Origin of the sequence: Paenibacillus sp. FSL H3-0329 (assembly GCF_037963285.1) — a bacterium.
In the GTDB taxonomy this organism is placed as follows: Bacteria; Bacillota; Bacilli; order Paenibacillales; family Paenibacillaceae; genus Paenibacillus_AQ; species Paenibacillus_AQ odorifer.
Genome location: NZ_CP150150.1, coordinates 2,964,764 through 2,981,612 on the forward strand (window position 1 = coordinate 2,964,764; position 16,849 = coordinate 2,981,612).

General features: G+C 41.2%; 17 protein-coding genes. 13 read left to right on the plus strand and 4 right to left on the minus strand.

Annotation, left to right across the window (positions count from 1 at the left end; genetic code table 11):
- Positions 1 to 4: 4 nt before the first annotated feature.
- Positions 5 to 1,633 (minus strand): response regulator, encoded by a 1,629-nt coding sequence (locus tag NSQ66_RS12920; protein WP_076104300.1) that lies wholly within the window; start codon positions 1,631 to 1,633, stop codon positions 5 to 7.
- A 262-nt stretch (positions 1,634 to 1,895) separates the two neighbouring features.
- Here NSQ66_RS12920 and NSQ66_RS12925 point away from each other — a divergent pair, with 262 nt between their 5' ends.
- The 11 genes from NSQ66_RS12925 (at position 1,896) to NSQ66_RS12975 (ending at position 12,299) form a co-directional block, all read left to right on the plus strand.
- Complete coding sequence (locus NSQ66_RS12925) at positions 1,896 to 3,287, plus strand: extracellular solute-binding protein (RefSeq protein ID WP_076104299.1); 1,392 nt, start codon at positions 1,896 to 1,898, stop codon at positions 3,285 to 3,287.
- Between the two features lie 129 nt (positions 3,288 to 3,416).
- Complete coding sequence (locus NSQ66_RS12930; RefSeq protein ID WP_052097471.1) at positions 3,417 to 4,265, plus strand: sugar ABC transporter permease; 849 nt, start codon at positions 3,417 to 3,419, stop codon at positions 4,263 to 4,265.
- A 12-nt stretch (positions 4,266 to 4,277) separates the two neighbouring features.
- A complete protein-coding gene (locus NSQ66_RS12935) occupies positions 4,278 to 5,165 on the plus strand; it encodes a carbohydrate ABC transporter permease (RefSeq protein WP_076141490.1) in 888 nt (295 codons plus the stop codon).
- Between the two features lie 58 nt (positions 5,166 to 5,223).
- On the plus strand, positions 5,224 to 6,141 hold the full coding sequence (locus tag NSQ66_RS12940) for a dihydrodipicolinate synthase family protein (RefSeq protein WP_076141489.1): 918 nt from the start codon (positions 5,224 to 5,226) through the stop codon (positions 6,139 to 6,141).
- An 8-nt stretch (positions 6,142 to 6,149) separates the two neighbouring features.
- On the plus strand, positions 6,150 to 6,836 hold the full coding sequence (locus tag NSQ66_RS12945; RefSeq protein ID WP_076141488.1) for an N-acetylmannosamine-6-phosphate 2-epimerase: 687 nt from the start codon (positions 6,150 to 6,152) through the stop codon (positions 6,834 to 6,836).
- A complete protein-coding gene (locus NSQ66_RS12950; RefSeq protein ID WP_076101721.1) occupies positions 6,829 to 7,836 on the plus strand; it encodes an ROK family protein in 1,008 nt (335 codons plus the stop codon). Before NSQ66_RS12945 ends, NSQ66_RS12950 begins: the two co-directional genes overlap by 8 nt.
- A 697-nt stretch (positions 7,837 to 8,533) precedes the next feature.
- Positions 8,534 to 8,821, plus strand: a complete 288-nt coding sequence (locus NSQ66_RS12955) for a hypothetical protein (RefSeq protein ID WP_036686365.1) — start codon at positions 8,534 to 8,536, stop codon at positions 8,819 to 8,821.
- On the plus strand, positions 8,766 to 9,224 hold the full coding sequence (locus NSQ66_RS12960; protein ID WP_076179036.1) for a PQQ-binding-like beta-propeller repeat protein: 459 nt from the start codon (positions 8,766 to 8,768) through the stop codon (positions 9,222 to 9,224). The genes NSQ66_RS12955 and NSQ66_RS12960 overlap by 56 nt, the downstream gene beginning before the upstream one ends.
- An 11-nt stretch (positions 9,225 to 9,235) precedes the next feature.
- Complete coding sequence (locus NSQ66_RS12965; protein ID WP_076141486.1) at positions 9,236 to 9,817, plus strand: hypothetical protein; 582 nt, start codon at positions 9,236 to 9,238, stop codon at positions 9,815 to 9,817.
- Between the two features lie 243 nt (positions 9,818 to 10,060).
- The gene (locus tag NSQ66_RS12970; RefSeq protein ID WP_076104294.1) at positions 10,061 to 10,789 is read left to right on the plus strand and encodes a DUF4163 domain-containing protein; all 729 of its coding nucleotides are present in this window, start codon (positions 10,061 to 10,063) and stop codon (positions 10,787 to 10,789) included.
- 103 nt (positions 10,790 to 10,892) lie between these two features.
- A complete protein-coding gene (locus tag NSQ66_RS12975; protein WP_081388037.1) occupies positions 10,893 to 12,299 on the plus strand; it encodes a GNAT family N-acetyltransferase in 1,407 nt (468 codons plus the stop codon).
- 55 nt (positions 12,300 to 12,354) lie between these two features.
- On the opposite strand, the gene thyX is transcribed toward NSQ66_RS12975, so the two are convergent.
- Positions 12,355 to 13,071: an FAD-dependent thymidylate synthase gene (gene thyX, locus NSQ66_RS12980; RefSeq protein ID WP_076141485.1), complete on the minus strand. Its 717-nt coding sequence runs from the start codon at positions 13,069 to 13,071 to the stop codon at positions 12,355 to 12,357.
- A complete protein-coding gene (locus NSQ66_RS12985; protein WP_076141484.1) occupies positions 13,068 to 13,604 on the minus strand; it encodes a GNAT family protein in 537 nt (178 codons plus the stop codon). The genes thyX and NSQ66_RS12985 overlap by 4 nt, the downstream gene beginning before the upstream one ends.
- A 167-nt stretch (positions 13,605 to 13,771) precedes the next feature.
- Here NSQ66_RS12985 and NSQ66_RS12990 point away from each other — a divergent pair, with 167 nt between their 5' ends.
- Entirely contained in the window at positions 13,772 to 15,013 is a 1,242-nt protein-coding gene (locus NSQ66_RS12990) for a stalk domain-containing protein (protein WP_076141483.1), read from the plus strand.
- A 119-nt stretch (positions 15,014 to 15,132) separates the two neighbouring features.
- Positions 15,133 to 15,321: a hypothetical protein gene (locus NSQ66_RS12995; RefSeq protein ID WP_036686376.1), complete on the plus strand. Its 189-nt coding sequence runs from the start codon at positions 15,133 to 15,135 to the stop codon at positions 15,319 to 15,321.
- A 143-nt stretch (positions 15,322 to 15,464) separates the two neighbouring features.
- Here the strand turns inward: NSQ66_RS12995 and NSQ66_RS13000 are convergent, their stop codons facing one another.
- Positions 15,465 to 16,754, minus strand: coding sequence for an adenylosuccinate synthase (locus NSQ66_RS13000; RefSeq protein WP_076141482.1), 1,290 nt, complete (start codon positions 16,752 to 16,754; stop codon positions 15,465 to 15,467).
- Positions 16,755 to 16,849 lie beyond the last annotated feature (95 nt).

Sequence of the window (16,849 nt, forward strand, 5' to 3'; positions counted from 1 at the left end):
TTGCTTACCACCCCGATTGTTTTCTATAGTCTGATGGGGTCATGTTGGTAAAAATCCGGAACGTTTTAACGAAATGCTTATAGCTTTTGTAACCACACATTGTGCAGACATCGGTCACCAGAATCTCCGGTTTTTTTAAGCATTCCTGCGCGTATTCCATACGGATTTCGGTTACAAATCGCATATAGTTCTTATCGAGTTTTCTTTTGAACAGACGACTTAAATAAGAAGGGTTATAGAAGAATCGATCCGCTACCATTTGTAGAGTAATATCTTGATCAATATTAGCTCTAATGAAGGATTTAATATGTTCAAAGATAATCACATCCTGCTGATGGTTATCCGTCAGACCTTCGGTATAAATGTTTCCCAAATGAACCATCCAATTCCCCAGCCACTCGAACATGACCTCAAGGGAGTGGAAATCCTCTACAAAAGTGAGGTTTAAGAGTTTATCGCTGTACACACCATCCATATGAATCTGATTTTTATTAGCGAAGCGGATAATGACACTTATAATTTCTTGTAAATACGCAAGCCATAGATCAGTAGAAGAGCCATCTGTTTTATGCAAAATATCTTGTGCCAATCGTTGCGTTAATTGCAATATCTCTTGTTTATTGGCGTTTTCGATGCAGGAGATTATTCGTTTCTTATCGTTGTCATCTAGTTGAATAAGTGTTGGTTTAGTAGCTGTGGCGCCAGCCTTTATGGATGAGATATGGAATATATTGCGCTCTTTCTGATAGAAGCGCTGATATAACAGCTTTTCAGACTCGTGAAGTAATGAAGTGATTTGAGATAGTTCGTTCGTTACTGTGCCTATAGCAAGATAAAGGGCAAAATGATGTTCTAGTGTAAGCTTGTTCAAATGCTGATCGAGTTCAGTAAGTACTTGTGTCTCAAAAGGGATAGTGCTCGTTGCAGTCTGTGATCCCATGACTATTAGCCCGTATAGTTTGGATTTAGCGGAATATGTAAAAATAGATCTTGGCAGATCTGCCGGGAGATAGGCCTCCGTAGCAAGATGTATAAACTTAGTAGCCTGTTCTCTCATCCACAAGGTGGATTGTGAAGGAGTTTCTCTGATAAGGAAACCTGCCAAAACAAAAGGGAGATACAAATAATGTTTACTTTTGAAACTACATAATTCAGCGATTAAATTAGTGTCCATTGCAGGTTGTTCTTCTTCCAGTAGTAGCTTTATAAGTTGTGAGCCTTCCAGAGTAGAACGTTTTCTTTGTTCTTGTTGTTTAAGTTGCAGCTTGTTCATGCATTCTTGAATCACGGTTAGACTTTCTTCATATTCCAAAGGTTTGAGCAAAAAAGCATGTACACTCCCAAGTTTGATGGCTCGTTGAGCGTATTCGAAATCATTAAATCCCGTCAAAATGATAAACAAAGTATCAGGAAGGAATTGGCGAAGCTCTTCGATCATCTGAAGACCATCCATTTCGGGCATGCGAATATCAGTGATCACTAAATCTGGCTGCTCACGCAGTGCGGTAACGAAGCCTTCTTTTCCATTCTCCGCTTCAACAATACTCTGAACACCAAGCTCCTGCCACGAAAAGTAATGTTTTAATCCCGTCCGTATTAACGGTTCATCCTCTACAATCATAAGCTTGTACATGAAATCCCTCCGGAAGACTAGATTTATAGTGGATTATTCAACATCGATACCATCAAATGTAAGTTATAAGCTAAAAATTAAAATAATTATAGGTGAAATATGTAATGTATTATAACATTGAAGAGGGACTGAAAGAAGGTATAGGTCAGAATACGACCCTAAATGTAAAAGGAGTGGGATTCTCCTAAATTTATAATTGATTTATGATTAGCGCAAGGAATGATAAAGCATTTTATTCCACAAAAATAATAGGGGGTAGCACATGAGAGCAATGAAAAAAGGGCTAATGAGCATTGTTGGTGTCGCACTTTTAGGTACACAGTTAGTTGCATGCGGAAATACGAATACAGCGAATTCCGCCAATGAACCAAGTAAAAATACTGATAAGAGTGAGCCCGCGGCCACTGAGACTGCTGCTAAACCAGTAGAAATAACATGGTGGAATTTTCCGAGCTTTCAAGCTTTAGATGGTGAAGTTGGCAAATATGAGAAGGAAATCATTGCAGCTTTTAATGAGAAGAATCCGGAAATTAAAGTCAACCTTGAGATGATCACCTTTGAAGGCGGCCCTGAAAAACTGAATGTGGCGATTGCTTCGAATACCGCACCTGATGTAATTTATGATGCTCCTGGACGGATTATTGACTGGGGTAAAAAGGACTTATTAGCACCTCTTAATGATATGGTGACCGATGAAGTGAAAAATGATATTTCGGAAGCCTTTTGGAAGCAGTCTAGTGTTGGCGATGAGATCTTTATGTACCCGATCAATACAGCTCCTTTTATGATGGCGGTAAACAAGACCGTTTTTGAGAAGATTGGCGCGTTAGATTTGCTTCCTCTGGATAAGGAAGATCGAACTTGGACGTTTGAAGAATATAAGAAAGCGCTGGAAGCTGTTAAAGAAAAAGCACCTGATGTTATCCCTACCGGATTCTTCGCGAAGAGCCAAGCTGGAGATCAAGGAACTCGCGCATATCTTGCTAACTTAGGTGTATCCAGATTTCTAAATGAAGATAATTCCGCAGTCGCGATCAATACTGATAATGCTGCGAAAGCGTTGGATTGGATCGTTCAAGCTACAAAAGATAAACTTAGCGTTTCTGGTGCGGCTTCCCTTGCGGCTGCTGACGTGAATGACTTATTTTTGCAAGGAAAATTAGCCTTTACACTTAACTATTCTGCAGTACTTAAAGCTCAGAACGTATCTAAAAAAATGGTTGAATTCGAAGATGTTCTGCTTCCTTTCCCTACTTTAGATGGATCGGAACCTAAGCTTGAACCTTACCTCGGCGGTATGGCTGTATTCAATAATGGTGATGATGCCAAGATTGCAGCTTCTAAGAAGCTGATTGATTTTATCGCTAATGACCCTGTATGGGGTAAGAAAAACTTGATTCAAACAGGTGGTCTGTCTGTTCGTAATTCGATTACAGGCCTCTATGATGATGCAGAGTACAAATACGCTGAGTATGCTCGTAAATTCACAACAGATGCACCTACCATTGCCGATGGATATGCTGATATTCGTACTTTCTGGTTCCCTGAATTACAACGTGCTTTAACTGGAGGCGCAACCGGTAAAGAAGCTTTGGACAGCTTTGCTGCAAAAGCAAACGAAGCGATTACAAAAGCAAAGGCTGCAATGAAATAAAAAAAGTGAATGGTGTCCAAAAGAATAGAGTGCGGGAAGCACTCTTTTCTTTTTAAATCATCGAAGAAATGGGGAAGGACTGTGGGGACAACGGTTCGCAAAATAAAAGGTTATGTGATTCGCGACTGGATGATGAGTTATCTCTTTTTAGTGCCGGCATTTGGGTTTTTCCTGCTTTTTGTAGCTTATCCGATGGTGAAAGGGGTCTATATTAGTTTCTTCGATTATTCGTTGAGAGATTTCAGCTTTATTGGCCTCGATAATTATATCTCCTTAATAAAAGATGATAATTTCAGGAAGTCGATGGGAAATACATTATTGCTTGTACTCATAACCGTACCTATCGTTATTATTTTCTCGTTATTTATCTCTATGAATATTTATAAGAAAAAAGAGTTTGCCAGATCGTTTTTCCGCGGAGTGTTCTATTTGCCGGCTGTATCCTCGGTCGTAAGTATCACAGTCGTTTGGGGCTGGATCTATCATCCGAACTATGGGATTCTAAATTATTTAACCAGCTTTTTGGGAATGGAGCCTATATCCTGGTTAGGAGATACGAGGACTGCACTGCTTGCAATTATCGTGGTTCTGATAACGACCTCTGTAGGGCAGCCGATCATTTTATATGTGGCATCTATTGGGAACATTCCTACTTCTTACATAGAAGCAGCTGAGATTGATCGAGCGACGCCTTGGCAGATTTTCCGAAAAATATTATGGCCAATGCTAATGCCAACGAACTTATATATTATCGTGATTACCACGATCAACACCTTTCAATGTTTTGCGCTAATTCAGCTGCTCACCTCGGGTGGACCTGTGTATAGCACATCGACTGTAATGTATGGCGTTTACGAACAAGCCTTTATGCTCGGTCATTTTGGATATGCCTCGGCGATGGGTGTCATCCTTGCGATTGTGATCGGGATCATTTCTATCATTCAATTCAAATACTTTGGCAGTGATGTTGAGTATTAAGGAGGGGACATCATGAATTCTACGAATCCGTTAGAACTGAGAGCACCTATTGGCCAATCTAAGAAAGTAAGCAGATGGAAAAAAGAATTGACGATTCCAAAAATATTAGCCACTATCCTGTTGATTCTGGCAACGTTGTTTTTTATCTTCCCTTTTTATTGGGTGGTTTCAGGGGCATTTAAGCTTCAGACTGTAGCAACAACGATCCCCCCGGAATGGTTTCCGGCTAAGCCGACTCTGCAAAACTGGACCGAGTTATTTAAGAATCCCGTTGAGCGCTGGATGTTTAATAGTTTCATCATTGCTTTTTGTGAAATGGCAGCGATTTGTATCGTTTCTTCCTGTGCTGGATATGTGCTTGCCAAAAAGTCTTTTCCTGGCCGAGGGATTATTTTTACGATGTTTGTTGCCGCAATGGCATTGCCTAAGCAAGTTATTCTTGTCCCGCTGTTTACGATGCTTGCAGATTTTGGTTGGGTCAATACGTATAAAGGGCTTATTTTACCGGCGATTGGCTGGCCATTTGGAGTCTTCCTAATGAAGCAGTTCGCGCAGACCATTCCAGGAGAATTGATTGAAGCAGCCAAAATAGATGGCAGCTCTGAGATTCGTTTGTTCGGAACCATCATTTTACCTTTGTTAAAACCTGCAATAGGGGCACTGGCCATCTTTACCTTCATCACTTCTTGGAATGATTATTTCAGTCAGCTGATCATGACCAGATCGACTTCAATGATGACATTGCCACTTGGGGTAGCGACTCTTCGGGGTGAATTCACAACAAACTATGGACTGCTTATGGCAGGTGCTGCGTTAGCCTCTATTCCTATGATTGCAATTTTTCTAATGTTCCAAAAAGCCTTTACCCAAGGGATTACTATGGGGGCTATAAAAGGCTAATTATTCTTATAACAACGAAAATTAATAGCAATGAATTAAACGACGGAGGCTATAATTTATGAAATCATATGATCTTCAATCCTTTAAAGGCATTATTATTGCTATGTACTCCAGTTATGATGCTGAGGGGGAAATCGATAAAGAAGCAGCCCGGAAATTAGCTCGTCATTATGCTTCTACAGGAGTTAAAGGTCTTTATGTTGGCGGAAGCTCTGGCGAAGGTATGCTGCAATCTGTAGAAGAACGCAAACAAATGCTCGAGGCAGTTATAGCAGAGGTTGGAAAAGAGCTTACAATCATTGCTCACGTGGGTGCTCCATCTACAAGAGACAGTGTTGAACTAGCTATCCATGCTGAGAAAGTTGGCGCACATGCCGTATCGGCTGTTCCTGCGATTTATTATCGTCTGTCTCCGGACAGTGTTGAAAGTCATTGGCAGGCGATTATTGATAGTACGGCGCTTCCATTTATTATCTATCACATCCCGCAAACTACAGGCTTTCAATTATCGAAAAGCTTGCTGATTAAGATGGCAGCTCAGGATAAAGTAATCGGGGTGAAAATTTCGGCGGAGAGCACGTTTGAGCTTCAGCAATTTAAAGCCGTAGGCGGGAAGGATTTTCTAGTCTTAAATGGACCTGATGAGCAGTATTTGGCGGGCCGCAGTATTGGGGCAGATGGCGGGATTGGTGGAACTTATGGGGTGATGCCCGAGTTATTCCTAAAAGTGGAACAATGTTATGTGCAAGGAGAGATGGCTGAGGCGCAGAAATGGCAGTTCATAATCAATGAGCTCATTGTTGAATTGCTATCCTTTCCTTCATTATATGGTGCGTGTAAAGCGATCCTTAGTGTGCGCGGATTTGAAACAGGTCAGCCAAGAATGCCACTTTTACCGATTAAGGATTCCGATCAGGAGCGGGTGGAAGCTCTGAACAATAGAATATTAGACTATATTCTTGAAGCGAAGGGATAGGGTTAATAATGACTCGAATAAGTGATATCTTTCCGGTGAAAGGTCTGATTGTTTCCTGTCAGGCACTTGAGCATGAGCCGCTTCATGGTGGGGATACAATGGCTAAAATGGCAAGAGCAGCGGTTCAATCAGGAGCTATAGGAATCCGGACAAATGGTGTTCCAGATATTGTAGCTATCAAAAAAGAAGTAAATGTACCGGTCATTGGACTTATTAAACGGGAGATTCCCGGATCAGCCATATTTATAACACCAACCTTAGATGAAGTGAAGGCGATTGTTTCTGCAAAAGCAGAGATTATTGCGCTTGATGTAACGAATCGGGAAGAACGCTTAGAGTCAGTAAAGCCATTAATAGAATATGCACATCTGAGAGGTGTGCTTGTTATGGCGGATATTTCTACATTTGAGGAATGGCTTGCCGCTGAGAAATTAGGTGTGGATTTTATCGGTACCACGCTTTCAGGCTACACCCCATACAGTACACAGCAGGAAGGACCGGACCTTGTCTTAATTCAACAATTAAGCGGATCTGTGAACATTCCTGTTGTTGCGGAAGGACGTATATGGACACCGGAAGACGCAGCAAAAGCTAAGAATGCAGGGGCATCATATGTTGTTGTAGGAAGTGCAATTACTAGGCCACAATTAATCACTTCGAGATATGTTAAGGCCGTGAGCAATGTCGATGACTGACGGAGGTGAGTCCGCGGTGGAAGGATATGATCCTCATATAGAATATGCGATCGGAGTAGATATTGGCGGCACGAAAATTAATGCCGGACTCGTCTCTTCACAAGGGGGCGTTTTACATACTGTAAGCCTAAGCACATTGGCTGGACAGACGAAAACAATGGATCGCATTATACTAGCAATTCAGACATTAATGGATGAAATAACAGCACAACAAGCGGGAATTCAGCTCCAAGGAATTGGCGTAGGATCAGCAGGGCAAATGGATTGGGAGGCGGGGCGTGTCCGCTCCGCTTCGGAGCTTATCCCTGGCTATGCTGGCACAGCTTTGAAGGATTTGCTTCAGACACAGTTTCAACTTCCAGTAATCGTTGATAATGACGTGAATGTATTAGCATTAACAGAGAAATATTTAGGCTCAGGCAAAGAGGTAAAAGACTTTATCTGTCTTGCCCTTGGTACGGGCGTGGGTGGAGCGATAGTCGTAGACGGCCATCTTGTTCATGGTTCTTGGGGTGGGGCTGGAGAGTTAGGCCATATGTCCGTAGATTTCAAAGGTCCTGCATGCGTTTGTGGTGGAAAAGGCTGCTTGGAGCAGTATGCTTCAGGCACAAGTATCGCACGTCGCATGCGCGACAAGCTTTTATTACATAACCAGTCCCCAGAGAACGTAGACTCACGGGAAGTGTTAGCGAGATGGAGGGCGGGTGACTCTCTGGCTACAGAGTTAATGGTAGACACGATTGCTGCGCTCGGATCCGCGATCGCTTCATTAATCCATATTTTTAACCCTAAAGTCATCGTCATTGGCGGTGGAGTGGCTGAAGCAGGCGAACTTTTATTTGAAGGCATTAGAAGAGAAGTAAAGAGCAGAGTAATGCCATCGATGCTGGAAAATGTTCGTATTGAAGCGGCCTATCATGGTAATTTATGTGGAATGATCGGAGCGGGGCTGCAGGTGTGGGAGTATAGCCCCAATAAAGTAAAGAGAGCAGAGCTATAAGGATCTATGCACAATCTATCTGTATAGAAAGTCACCGGGAGCAATACGTAGAAGCATTTAATTGTAATTCGTACAACTATATTTCTCGAATCCCTCAAGCCGATGGGCATAAGTGTATTTTGTACAGCTATTTTCTTGATTTACAGCCTTAGTGGTGGCTTCTCGTGTTTTTAGTTGTATAAAATGCAACTAAAGTCAAAATGATTGCATTTGCCTACGAAATAACTGTATAGAATACATTTATTCCATTCCTCAGATTCCCCTGAGATCCGGTGTAATTGAGCCATTGAAGATTGATTAGTGTTTTGGGATTGATTAATTTTTTAAATAATTAAGTTAGAACCACATGTGAATAATACTCCATGTGGTTTCTTTTATTAGTTATAGCCCACCCCAGTACCCAATGCCGAATGAACCCTTCGTTCAACCATCAACACAACTAACCTATGTTATAGAGAGCAGTTTTTCGCTTTTTACGTTGAATTTATGATGGTGATTCATTAATGTGAGTATATCACACGATATCGCTACGACGAATTCAATGTGTCCAAAGACTCGGGGAAATTCGACCTTAACTGGTCCGGCTCGGATAAACTTGTTTGACCAAACCAGCCTAGCTAAGATTTTAATTAGGCTTAAGAAATACAAGATATCCAATTTGTATCCCTTAACTTATATAACAAAGGATGGGCAAACTATGGTCGATTATAATAACAACGAAGGAATAGGCGGTTTTCAACAAGGTAGCTATCGTCCATTAGCCATTCATCCCATTGATGCGAATTGGACCAGACAATCCCGATTCAGAGCTCCAACATCGCTTTCAGTTTTGAAGCGAGTTGTTGACTCGGGGCGGCCGGATTTTTCATATGGATTAAGCCCGTTTACAGTGGATGAACAAGGGAGAGCCATTTTAGCTGTGGGGCAGGGTGATTTCGAGCTTAATCATCAATACGGCAAACCATATTTACCTGTGTACATATGAAGATGAGTCACAAATTATTGGGAGACTCTATGCTTTTGACGCGGATGGAACCATAAGATGGGTTTACAAGTGCTCGTCCATATTTTGGTGCGATCCGGTTATTTCCCGTGAAGGAATCATATATGTTGGTCAAAATGTGAATTCCAAACTTTATGCTTTTAGTCCTGATGGAGAGTTGTTGTGGGAGAAACGGATGGGTCAAGGAGAAGGGCACCGTCCCCCTGTCATAGATCAGGATGGGGTTATGTATTGGTGTCTTTCTAGCCAGTTATATGCCATTGCTCCGGATGGCGAAGTGAAATGGATATACCAACCGGAGGAAAGTTACGTTGACACCAGCCCTTCCCTGGGCGCAGACGGTAATTTATACGTAAATTTGACCGGCGGGGAATTCATTTGTTAGGTGGTTGAATAATGGGAACTTCATTTGCTAATCTCCACGTGTTTACAAACGATAAGGAAGCCGTGCTGAAGAGCTTGAAACGGCTAAGACCTAAAGGAAGCTACTACATCGGGCAGTCCCAAGGCTGGACAACAGTACTGGGGGAGAAGTTCAACTGGGAAACGATTGGTGAAAGCGCCAGATCTTTGTCTAACTTGATCTCTTCCCTTGTACTTGCTATAGGATACTTTGATGATGAAGTGTTGGAAATATTCATTTATCAGAATGGGGAAATACTGGACAGATATGCTGGAGGTGATGTTCTAGAAGAATATGAAATGGAGCCGGAGACTTTTGACTACGCTGCAGTCGTCGAACGTTTGGGGTTGACCGTTTCGCCCGATTCTTTGGGTGTCATGTTCCAGAATGATGATGTCCGGGAGATTGTAGAGCAACTGGAGACTGTTGTGCCTGCTCCGCTTATTCTGAAATATGACTGGATAGAGGACGATGAGTCGCTTTGTCGGGAATTTGTTCACGTCCGCAGAGACCTTCAAACTATCAAATCCCAAGGGGATTTGCTCCGGCACAATGAATTATATAGTCCTAATTAGAAAAGTATTTTTTTTATAAAATGCTATAGATATGATAGGGAAAGCTAAATGAAAGGGAATTTTTCTTTTATAGTTCATGATGAAAATATAGATTTTGAGGAAATAAGTAAAAGGTTAGATCTATCACCAACTTCAATTATTAAAAAGGGGCAATACATTAGAGATGGTGGGAGAACAAAAGCGCTGTAGCTCAAATCATAATTCAATTTTGATGGAAGGAGCATTAATATTAAGAAAACCACCATGTTATCCATAATTCTTGCTGTAGTAATGTGTGCTGTAACAGCTTGTACTAACAAGGAGCCGACACTTGAAAACCACATAAACGAAACTAAGCTAATCGAAAATCAACACAGCATTTCTTATGAATTATCTCCGGAGTTATATACTTACAATGAACAAATTAATATTAACTATCCGCAAATATCTATTTTTGGAAAACCGAATGAACAAGAGAAGTTAAATGAAATGATCAAGGAACGTGCTTATAGTTATTTGGATAATTACTCTCCGGAGGAAAAAGAGACCTTTAGTTTAGATATGGATTATTCTGTATCTTTAGAAAATGAGGGCTTACTAAGTATTCAGTTTTCAGGATACAGTTATGTTGAAGGTGCTGCTCATCCTGTAGATATTTTTGATACTATAAATATTGATATGAAGAAATTTGAACCCCTACAATTAACTGATATCGTGACCATCGATGCGGAATTTTTGAAGGAGCTGAAGGAAAGTGAACTTCAATCCGATATTATTGAGCAAAAGAATATTCTTACTGAAAGATCAGATGAGGAATGGCTGACTTCACTTCAGCACGCAGATACTAGTGGAGCGGATATAAGATGGTACTTGACGGAGAATACGCTGGGGATAAGTGTGCAGATTTCTCATGCTATCGGAGATCATGCTGAGTTTGAAATCAAGTATGACAAACTGAAGCCTAAGCTGAATACTTTTTTCTTCCAGAAATAATAGAGCCTATTAAATTCCCTTGATTTAATAGAATAATTTACCGATAATGTTAATGGGGAACCCAGAATCAAATCCGTCATGAAGCAGGAGGCACTATCGGACAATGATGACTTTAATGAACATGGTGCGGGGAACGGAGAACGATCTTCCTGCTAAAGAAATGATTAAGTATTGGAATCATGAGCCTGGAACTTTAAAGATGGTAAGGGCCAGTAGCAATTTTATTTATACCTTTCAGTGGAATGGTAAACGCTTTTATTTAAGGTTTACTCATGAAGAGGATAATTCTGCAGACAATATCCAGGCAGAGCTGGATTTTATGATGTATTTATTAGAGCAAGGTTATGAGACCGTCGCTCCTGTGCGTTCTAAGTCTGGCAATTGGATTGAAACGTTGTTAACGAATCACGGGCGATACCACGGGGTAGTTTTTGAACAGGCCCAGGGTGAATATGTTTCACTTGATGAGATGAAGGAACCTCATTTTTATCAATGGGGCCAATCGCTTGCACGTCTGCATAATTTTTCGGAAACCTATGCACCGAGCACGCCTTATCGCAAAAGCTGGGTCGATTCATTGAATTTTATTTATTCCGTATTGAGCAGGCATCCTGAGGAGCATAAGGCGCTTAAGGAATATGAGCGGATTGAAGCTTGGTTATCAGAGCTCCCTTTTGGAGTGGGGCATACTGGGCTCGTACATTATGATTTTGAGATAGATAATATCTTTTATATGCAAGAAGAATCCCGCTACAGTGCCATCGATTTTGATGACTCTATGTATCACTGGTTTGCGATGGATATTACATCGGCGTTAAGAGACCTGACGGAATCGGATGATGATGAAAGTAGAAGAAACATTGATGTTTTTATTAGTGGATATAGATCGGTTAAGCAGCTAGATGATGAGTATATTAAGATGATACCTGAATTTCAAAGATTTGCAGACTTATACAGTTTTGCTAGATTACTTCGGTGTATGGAGAATTCGGATGATTCTATTTTCCCGGATTGGGCGCAACAGCTTAAACTGAAATTAGAAAGAATTTGTGACCGATTTCGAACCGGCTTTCAAGCACATATAGTGCTGAAGGATATCACGGAAAAAAACTGGTACGCTTGTACTCAATTAGAAGTATCGGATGCGCAAAAGTCTATTTTCCCCGTACCGGTGGTCTATTGGTTAGCAGAAGCAGCTTATTGTGGTATGACCCCGCTCGCTTTATATGCAGATGAGGAATTGGTAGGTTTCTCTGTGTATAGCGTAGATCCTGAGGATGGAAGTTATTGGATTATGGCTTTTATGATTGACCAGAAGTACCAAAACAGAGGTTTAGGCAGAACGGGTATGGATACCTTAATTCGTTATATTAAAGCAGAACATCATTGCGACAAAATCGTTATTGGCCATCGGATCGAGAACGAACGTGCTTCGAATTTATATACATCACTTGGGTTCGTTGAAGTCAGTAGAGACGAGGTTGAAGTTATACGAGGGTTGGTAGTGTAGAAAGGGAGAAGCCGCCAAAGGTTTGGCGGCTCTTTTTTTATATAAGGAAATAAAATTAATCTACAGAGCCGGTAGTCAGCAGCTGATCAAAAGAGACAGGGAATAGTGGCTCAATCAGCGATAAAATTGCTTTTGCATACTCCTGAATTTCTTTCTGAGCGTCATGCTCCAGTCTTTGATTTAAAAAATGAGCTACAGATTGAACTGAAGCTGTCCAGTACCAACGAACGAATAATCCATAAGCAGGTAGAAACAGTCTTGCTTGTTCAGCACATATGCCATCTGCTAAAGCTGCTTCATACTTAGATAATCCTAACTCGGTGTATTCTTGAAGCTCGCGGGTGAATTTTTCACCAAGCTCCCATGCAATGATGTCGCCACTGCCTTGTTTGGAATTCTCTGGTTTGGATCTCCATTCTCCCGCAGCAGGTTGATAAAAAGCGGGTTCTTCTGTAATGTATCTTCTGCTGGATTCGTTCCAGGCTTCCAAGCTATCCCCAGTACCTTCGTAATGAGCAGAACCGACTACGTATTTCCACCACTGTCTCGCAACCATTAATGGGGCATAAACCTCAAATTGAGTGATGGCATGGCGGAAAGGAGAGGTATGTCCTTCACGGGCAAGGAATTTTATTAGTTTAATATCCCGATCACTAAGCTCAAAAGATTGTTTAGCATAAGATACACGCGCAGCGTTAGCAACCGTTAAATCTGAGCCCATATGATCTACTAATCTTACATAACCTTCATTTAAAACTTTGATTGTTGTCAATTTAATGTAGCCTCCTTTTCCAAAGCAGAGTAAATGAACTCGTCACACCATTGTTGATTGCAAAATCTAGTCTCTCTGAGGATTCCATCTCTAATCATTCCTGCTCTAATCATAACTTTTTCAGATTGAAGATTCTCTGCATTGGCATATGCAACGACTCTATGGGCATTAAGAGAGCTAAAGGCGTAACCTATCAGTGTTTTGACGGCTTCAGTCGCATAGCCCATTTTCCAGTATTCCGGCAGTAGGACCCAGCCAATCTCCCATTCTCTGATCTCTTCCCAATTTAACTTTATACTTACGTTACCTATGGGTGTCCTATTTTGCTTAGTACATACTGCTAAATCATAATGCTCACGCGGATCGCTGGTAGTCTGAGTCAGAATCGACAGGTAGTTCTCTTTAATTTGTTTGGCATCTGGTGCGGAGTTTTCATATTTGTGAGACAACGGATTAAGTTCCAGTTCTTCATAAAAAGAAAAATCATCGCTTGTATAATCTCTTAATATCAATCTGTCGGCTATTATCTCCACTGGCTAACACCTCCTAATCCATGATTATAATGGAAGACTCTGTAATTATCACGGAGTAAATTCACTAGAAATACAAAAAAATATTTCTGTAAATTTTTCTCTAGTAAAATTGTGGAATTGTGATACAGTAATTAAGGTTTATATATTTAGAGGGGGATGTAAGGAAAATGAAAGCTATTAAATGGAGCATCACTGCAGCGTTAGCAGTATCTATGTTGGGTCCAATACATACAGTGAAGGCGGCAGATACGCGTAACGTCGATTACGATCAAGGTAGTATTTTACGGAGTGCCAGTTCAGTTTCGTCATCATACAATGAAGGCAATCGGCAGGTTGAAGATTTGATATTTCAGATGGATGCTACGGAAATCACTGTTGGGGATAATGTTCCGGTACAAATCTATGCTAAAGATGCCGATGGCATATCCGAACGCGTCCCGTTAGCTCAAGCAAATGTCGTAATTGAAAAGCCTTATTTGCTGCAAAAGCAAGCCGATGGCACAATGAAAGCCTTAGCGGTAGGAGAAACGAACGTAACGGTCATTTCAGGATCAGATACCAAAACAATAAAAGTTTCGATCAGTGCGGACCATGATATTGATCAAGGTGCATTTGTTAATGGAACAATGTATTTGCCGGTTCAATCGGTTTTTCAAACGTTGGGAGCAACAGTCCAAGTTAATACAGCAACTAAAACCTTTAGCATTCGTCTAGGTGATTTGCCAATACAGCTTCAACTCGGAAGCGATATTGCAATGGTGAATGGTGCGAAGGTCAAAATGAGTGGTAAAGTGCAAAAGATCGACGGATCTACAGTTTTTCCTGCCACGCTTTTAAAGACTGCACTGTCAGCAGAGTTAATTTGGGATGGAAATTATCAGACGATGGAGATCTACTTCGGCAAAGCAGAGTTGTTCGCCTATACGAAACAAACCGCGCAGATTTTTAAGAAGGAAGAACAAGGAAACCTCGTTAAGTTCATTGGAAAAACATATTGGCTCAATCAATTCGACTCCGATTATAAGTTCCAAAAAGTCACTATTGTAGATATTCTACCTGATTATGAAGGTGAATTCGCCATTTCATTTAAGATTTTATCGACGGGGCAAATTCTTAACTCTTATAAAATGTCGGGAGATGAGTTGATCCGTACATTAGGAAATAAAGAATATTTCTTAACAACGGATCCATTTAAGACCTATAAGTGGTCGGATGCGATTTGGACTAAGATTAAAAAGAGCATAGTTGCTACTGGGATGACCAAGCAGCAAGTGGAGTTTAGTTGGGGTAAGCCAATAAGTAAATCTACACTATCAGGTAGTGGCATTCAAGTGGAGACCTGGCAGTATGGTAATTATAACTATGTTACCTTTACGAACGGTGTTGTCTCCATGATCTATACGAATTAATTCTTCCTTATTTCTGCGTTACTTTAGTCATAGAGCCTGTCTTTGCGACATATCATTTTGGAGAAGCACTTTCAGAATTAAAGTGTTGACTATTGTTGTTCGAAATGAGGGGTTTATTCATGGCAAAGTCAAAACGTGGACATGCACTTTGGAATTTACCATCAAGGGGCAGAGGGACTTGTCCAATCTGTCAGAACACCCGTATTAAGCTGCTTTATCCCAAGAAAAAAACGGATGGAGCAGTCGTTAAGGTCTGTAAACGCTGTGACAAGGCTCCGCAGACAAAAGTAGATGCCGTGTTGATTTAAAAAGAGTACACAAAAAAGAGGCTGTCTCAAAAGTGGATTTTTCTACGTATGAGGCAGCCCTTCTCATGAATAAAACAAAGAAGCGCTTCTCTAATAAGAGAGGCGCTTCTTTTAAATTCTACAGAGATTTAGTACGTATATGATTATTTCGTTATCCGATTAATGACCTGTTCGCGTCTAGGACCCACGGAAATCGTAGTAATACGCGTGCCAATAGAGGTTTCAATAAAATCAATGTAAAGCTTAGCTTGTTCTGGCAGATCTTCGAAGTCGGTGATCTGAGAGATATCGCTGTTCCAGCCAGATAAATGCGTGAATATCGGTTTTGCAGAGTTCAGTTTATGGGTAGCCGGGAACTTGTCGGTAATCTCTCCATTTTCAAGCTCATAAGCCACACAAACCGGAATCTCATCCAAATAACCAAGCACGTCAAGATTAGTCAACACGACTTCAGTGGCACCCTGCATTTGGCAACCATAACGAGTAGCTACAGCATCAAACCAGCCCATACGTCTAGGACGGCCAGTCGTAGCCCCGAATTCCCCGGCATCGCCACCTCTTGTACGAAGTTCATCCGCTACGGGTTCTTCTAATTCCGTAACAAAAGGTCCAGCGCCGACACAACTGGAATAGGCCTTGGTTACAGCGATGACATTCGTGATAGCTGCTGCAGGAAGACCAGCACCGACAGGTGCAAACCCGGCAAGTGTTGAAGAGGAGGTGGAGTAAGGATAAATACCGTGATCAGGATCACGCAGAGCCCCAAGCTGACCTTCAAGTAAAATAGTCTCTCCCTTGGCATAAGCCTCTTGCAGTAAGTCTGTTGTATTGGCTACATAAGGCGCTAGCTGTGCAGCTTCTTCTTGCAGCTGAACCATTAATTCCGAGATTTGGATAGGCGTTTTCTTATATAAATGCTCAAGTAATATATTTTTGGAAGCGAGTAATTGTTCAAGACGTTTCTCAAGTCGAGCAGGATCAAATAAATCCGCTACCTGTATGCCTAGCTTTGCATATTTATCTGCGTAAAATGGTGCGATTCCTCGTTTTGTTGAACCGAATCCTTGAGATCCCAGACGTTCCTCTTCTAGTTCATCAAACAAACGATGGATTGGAAGCACGATTTGCGCCCGTTCGGATACGAATAACCTAGGTTTTGGCACGCCTCTATCCGTTAAAGCTTTCAGTTCTCTTATTAATACTTCTGTATCAAGTGCTGTTCCTGGTCCAATAATGTTTGTAACGGAAGGATAAAATACCCCAGATGGCAGCATATGCAATGAAAATTTTCCATATTGGTTTATGATGGTATGCCCAGCATTACTACCACCTTGAAAACGAACGACAAAGGAAGATTGTGCAGCTAGCACATCCGTCATTTTTCCTTTTCCTTCGTCGCCCCAGTTTGCTCCTACAATTGCAATTACGGTCACGCGTTTTCGCCTCCCAAGCTTGTTTTTGGCTACAGGACTAAGTATAATGCTAGTTAAATCATTAGAAAAATTGATATAAGTTATATCTATTATAA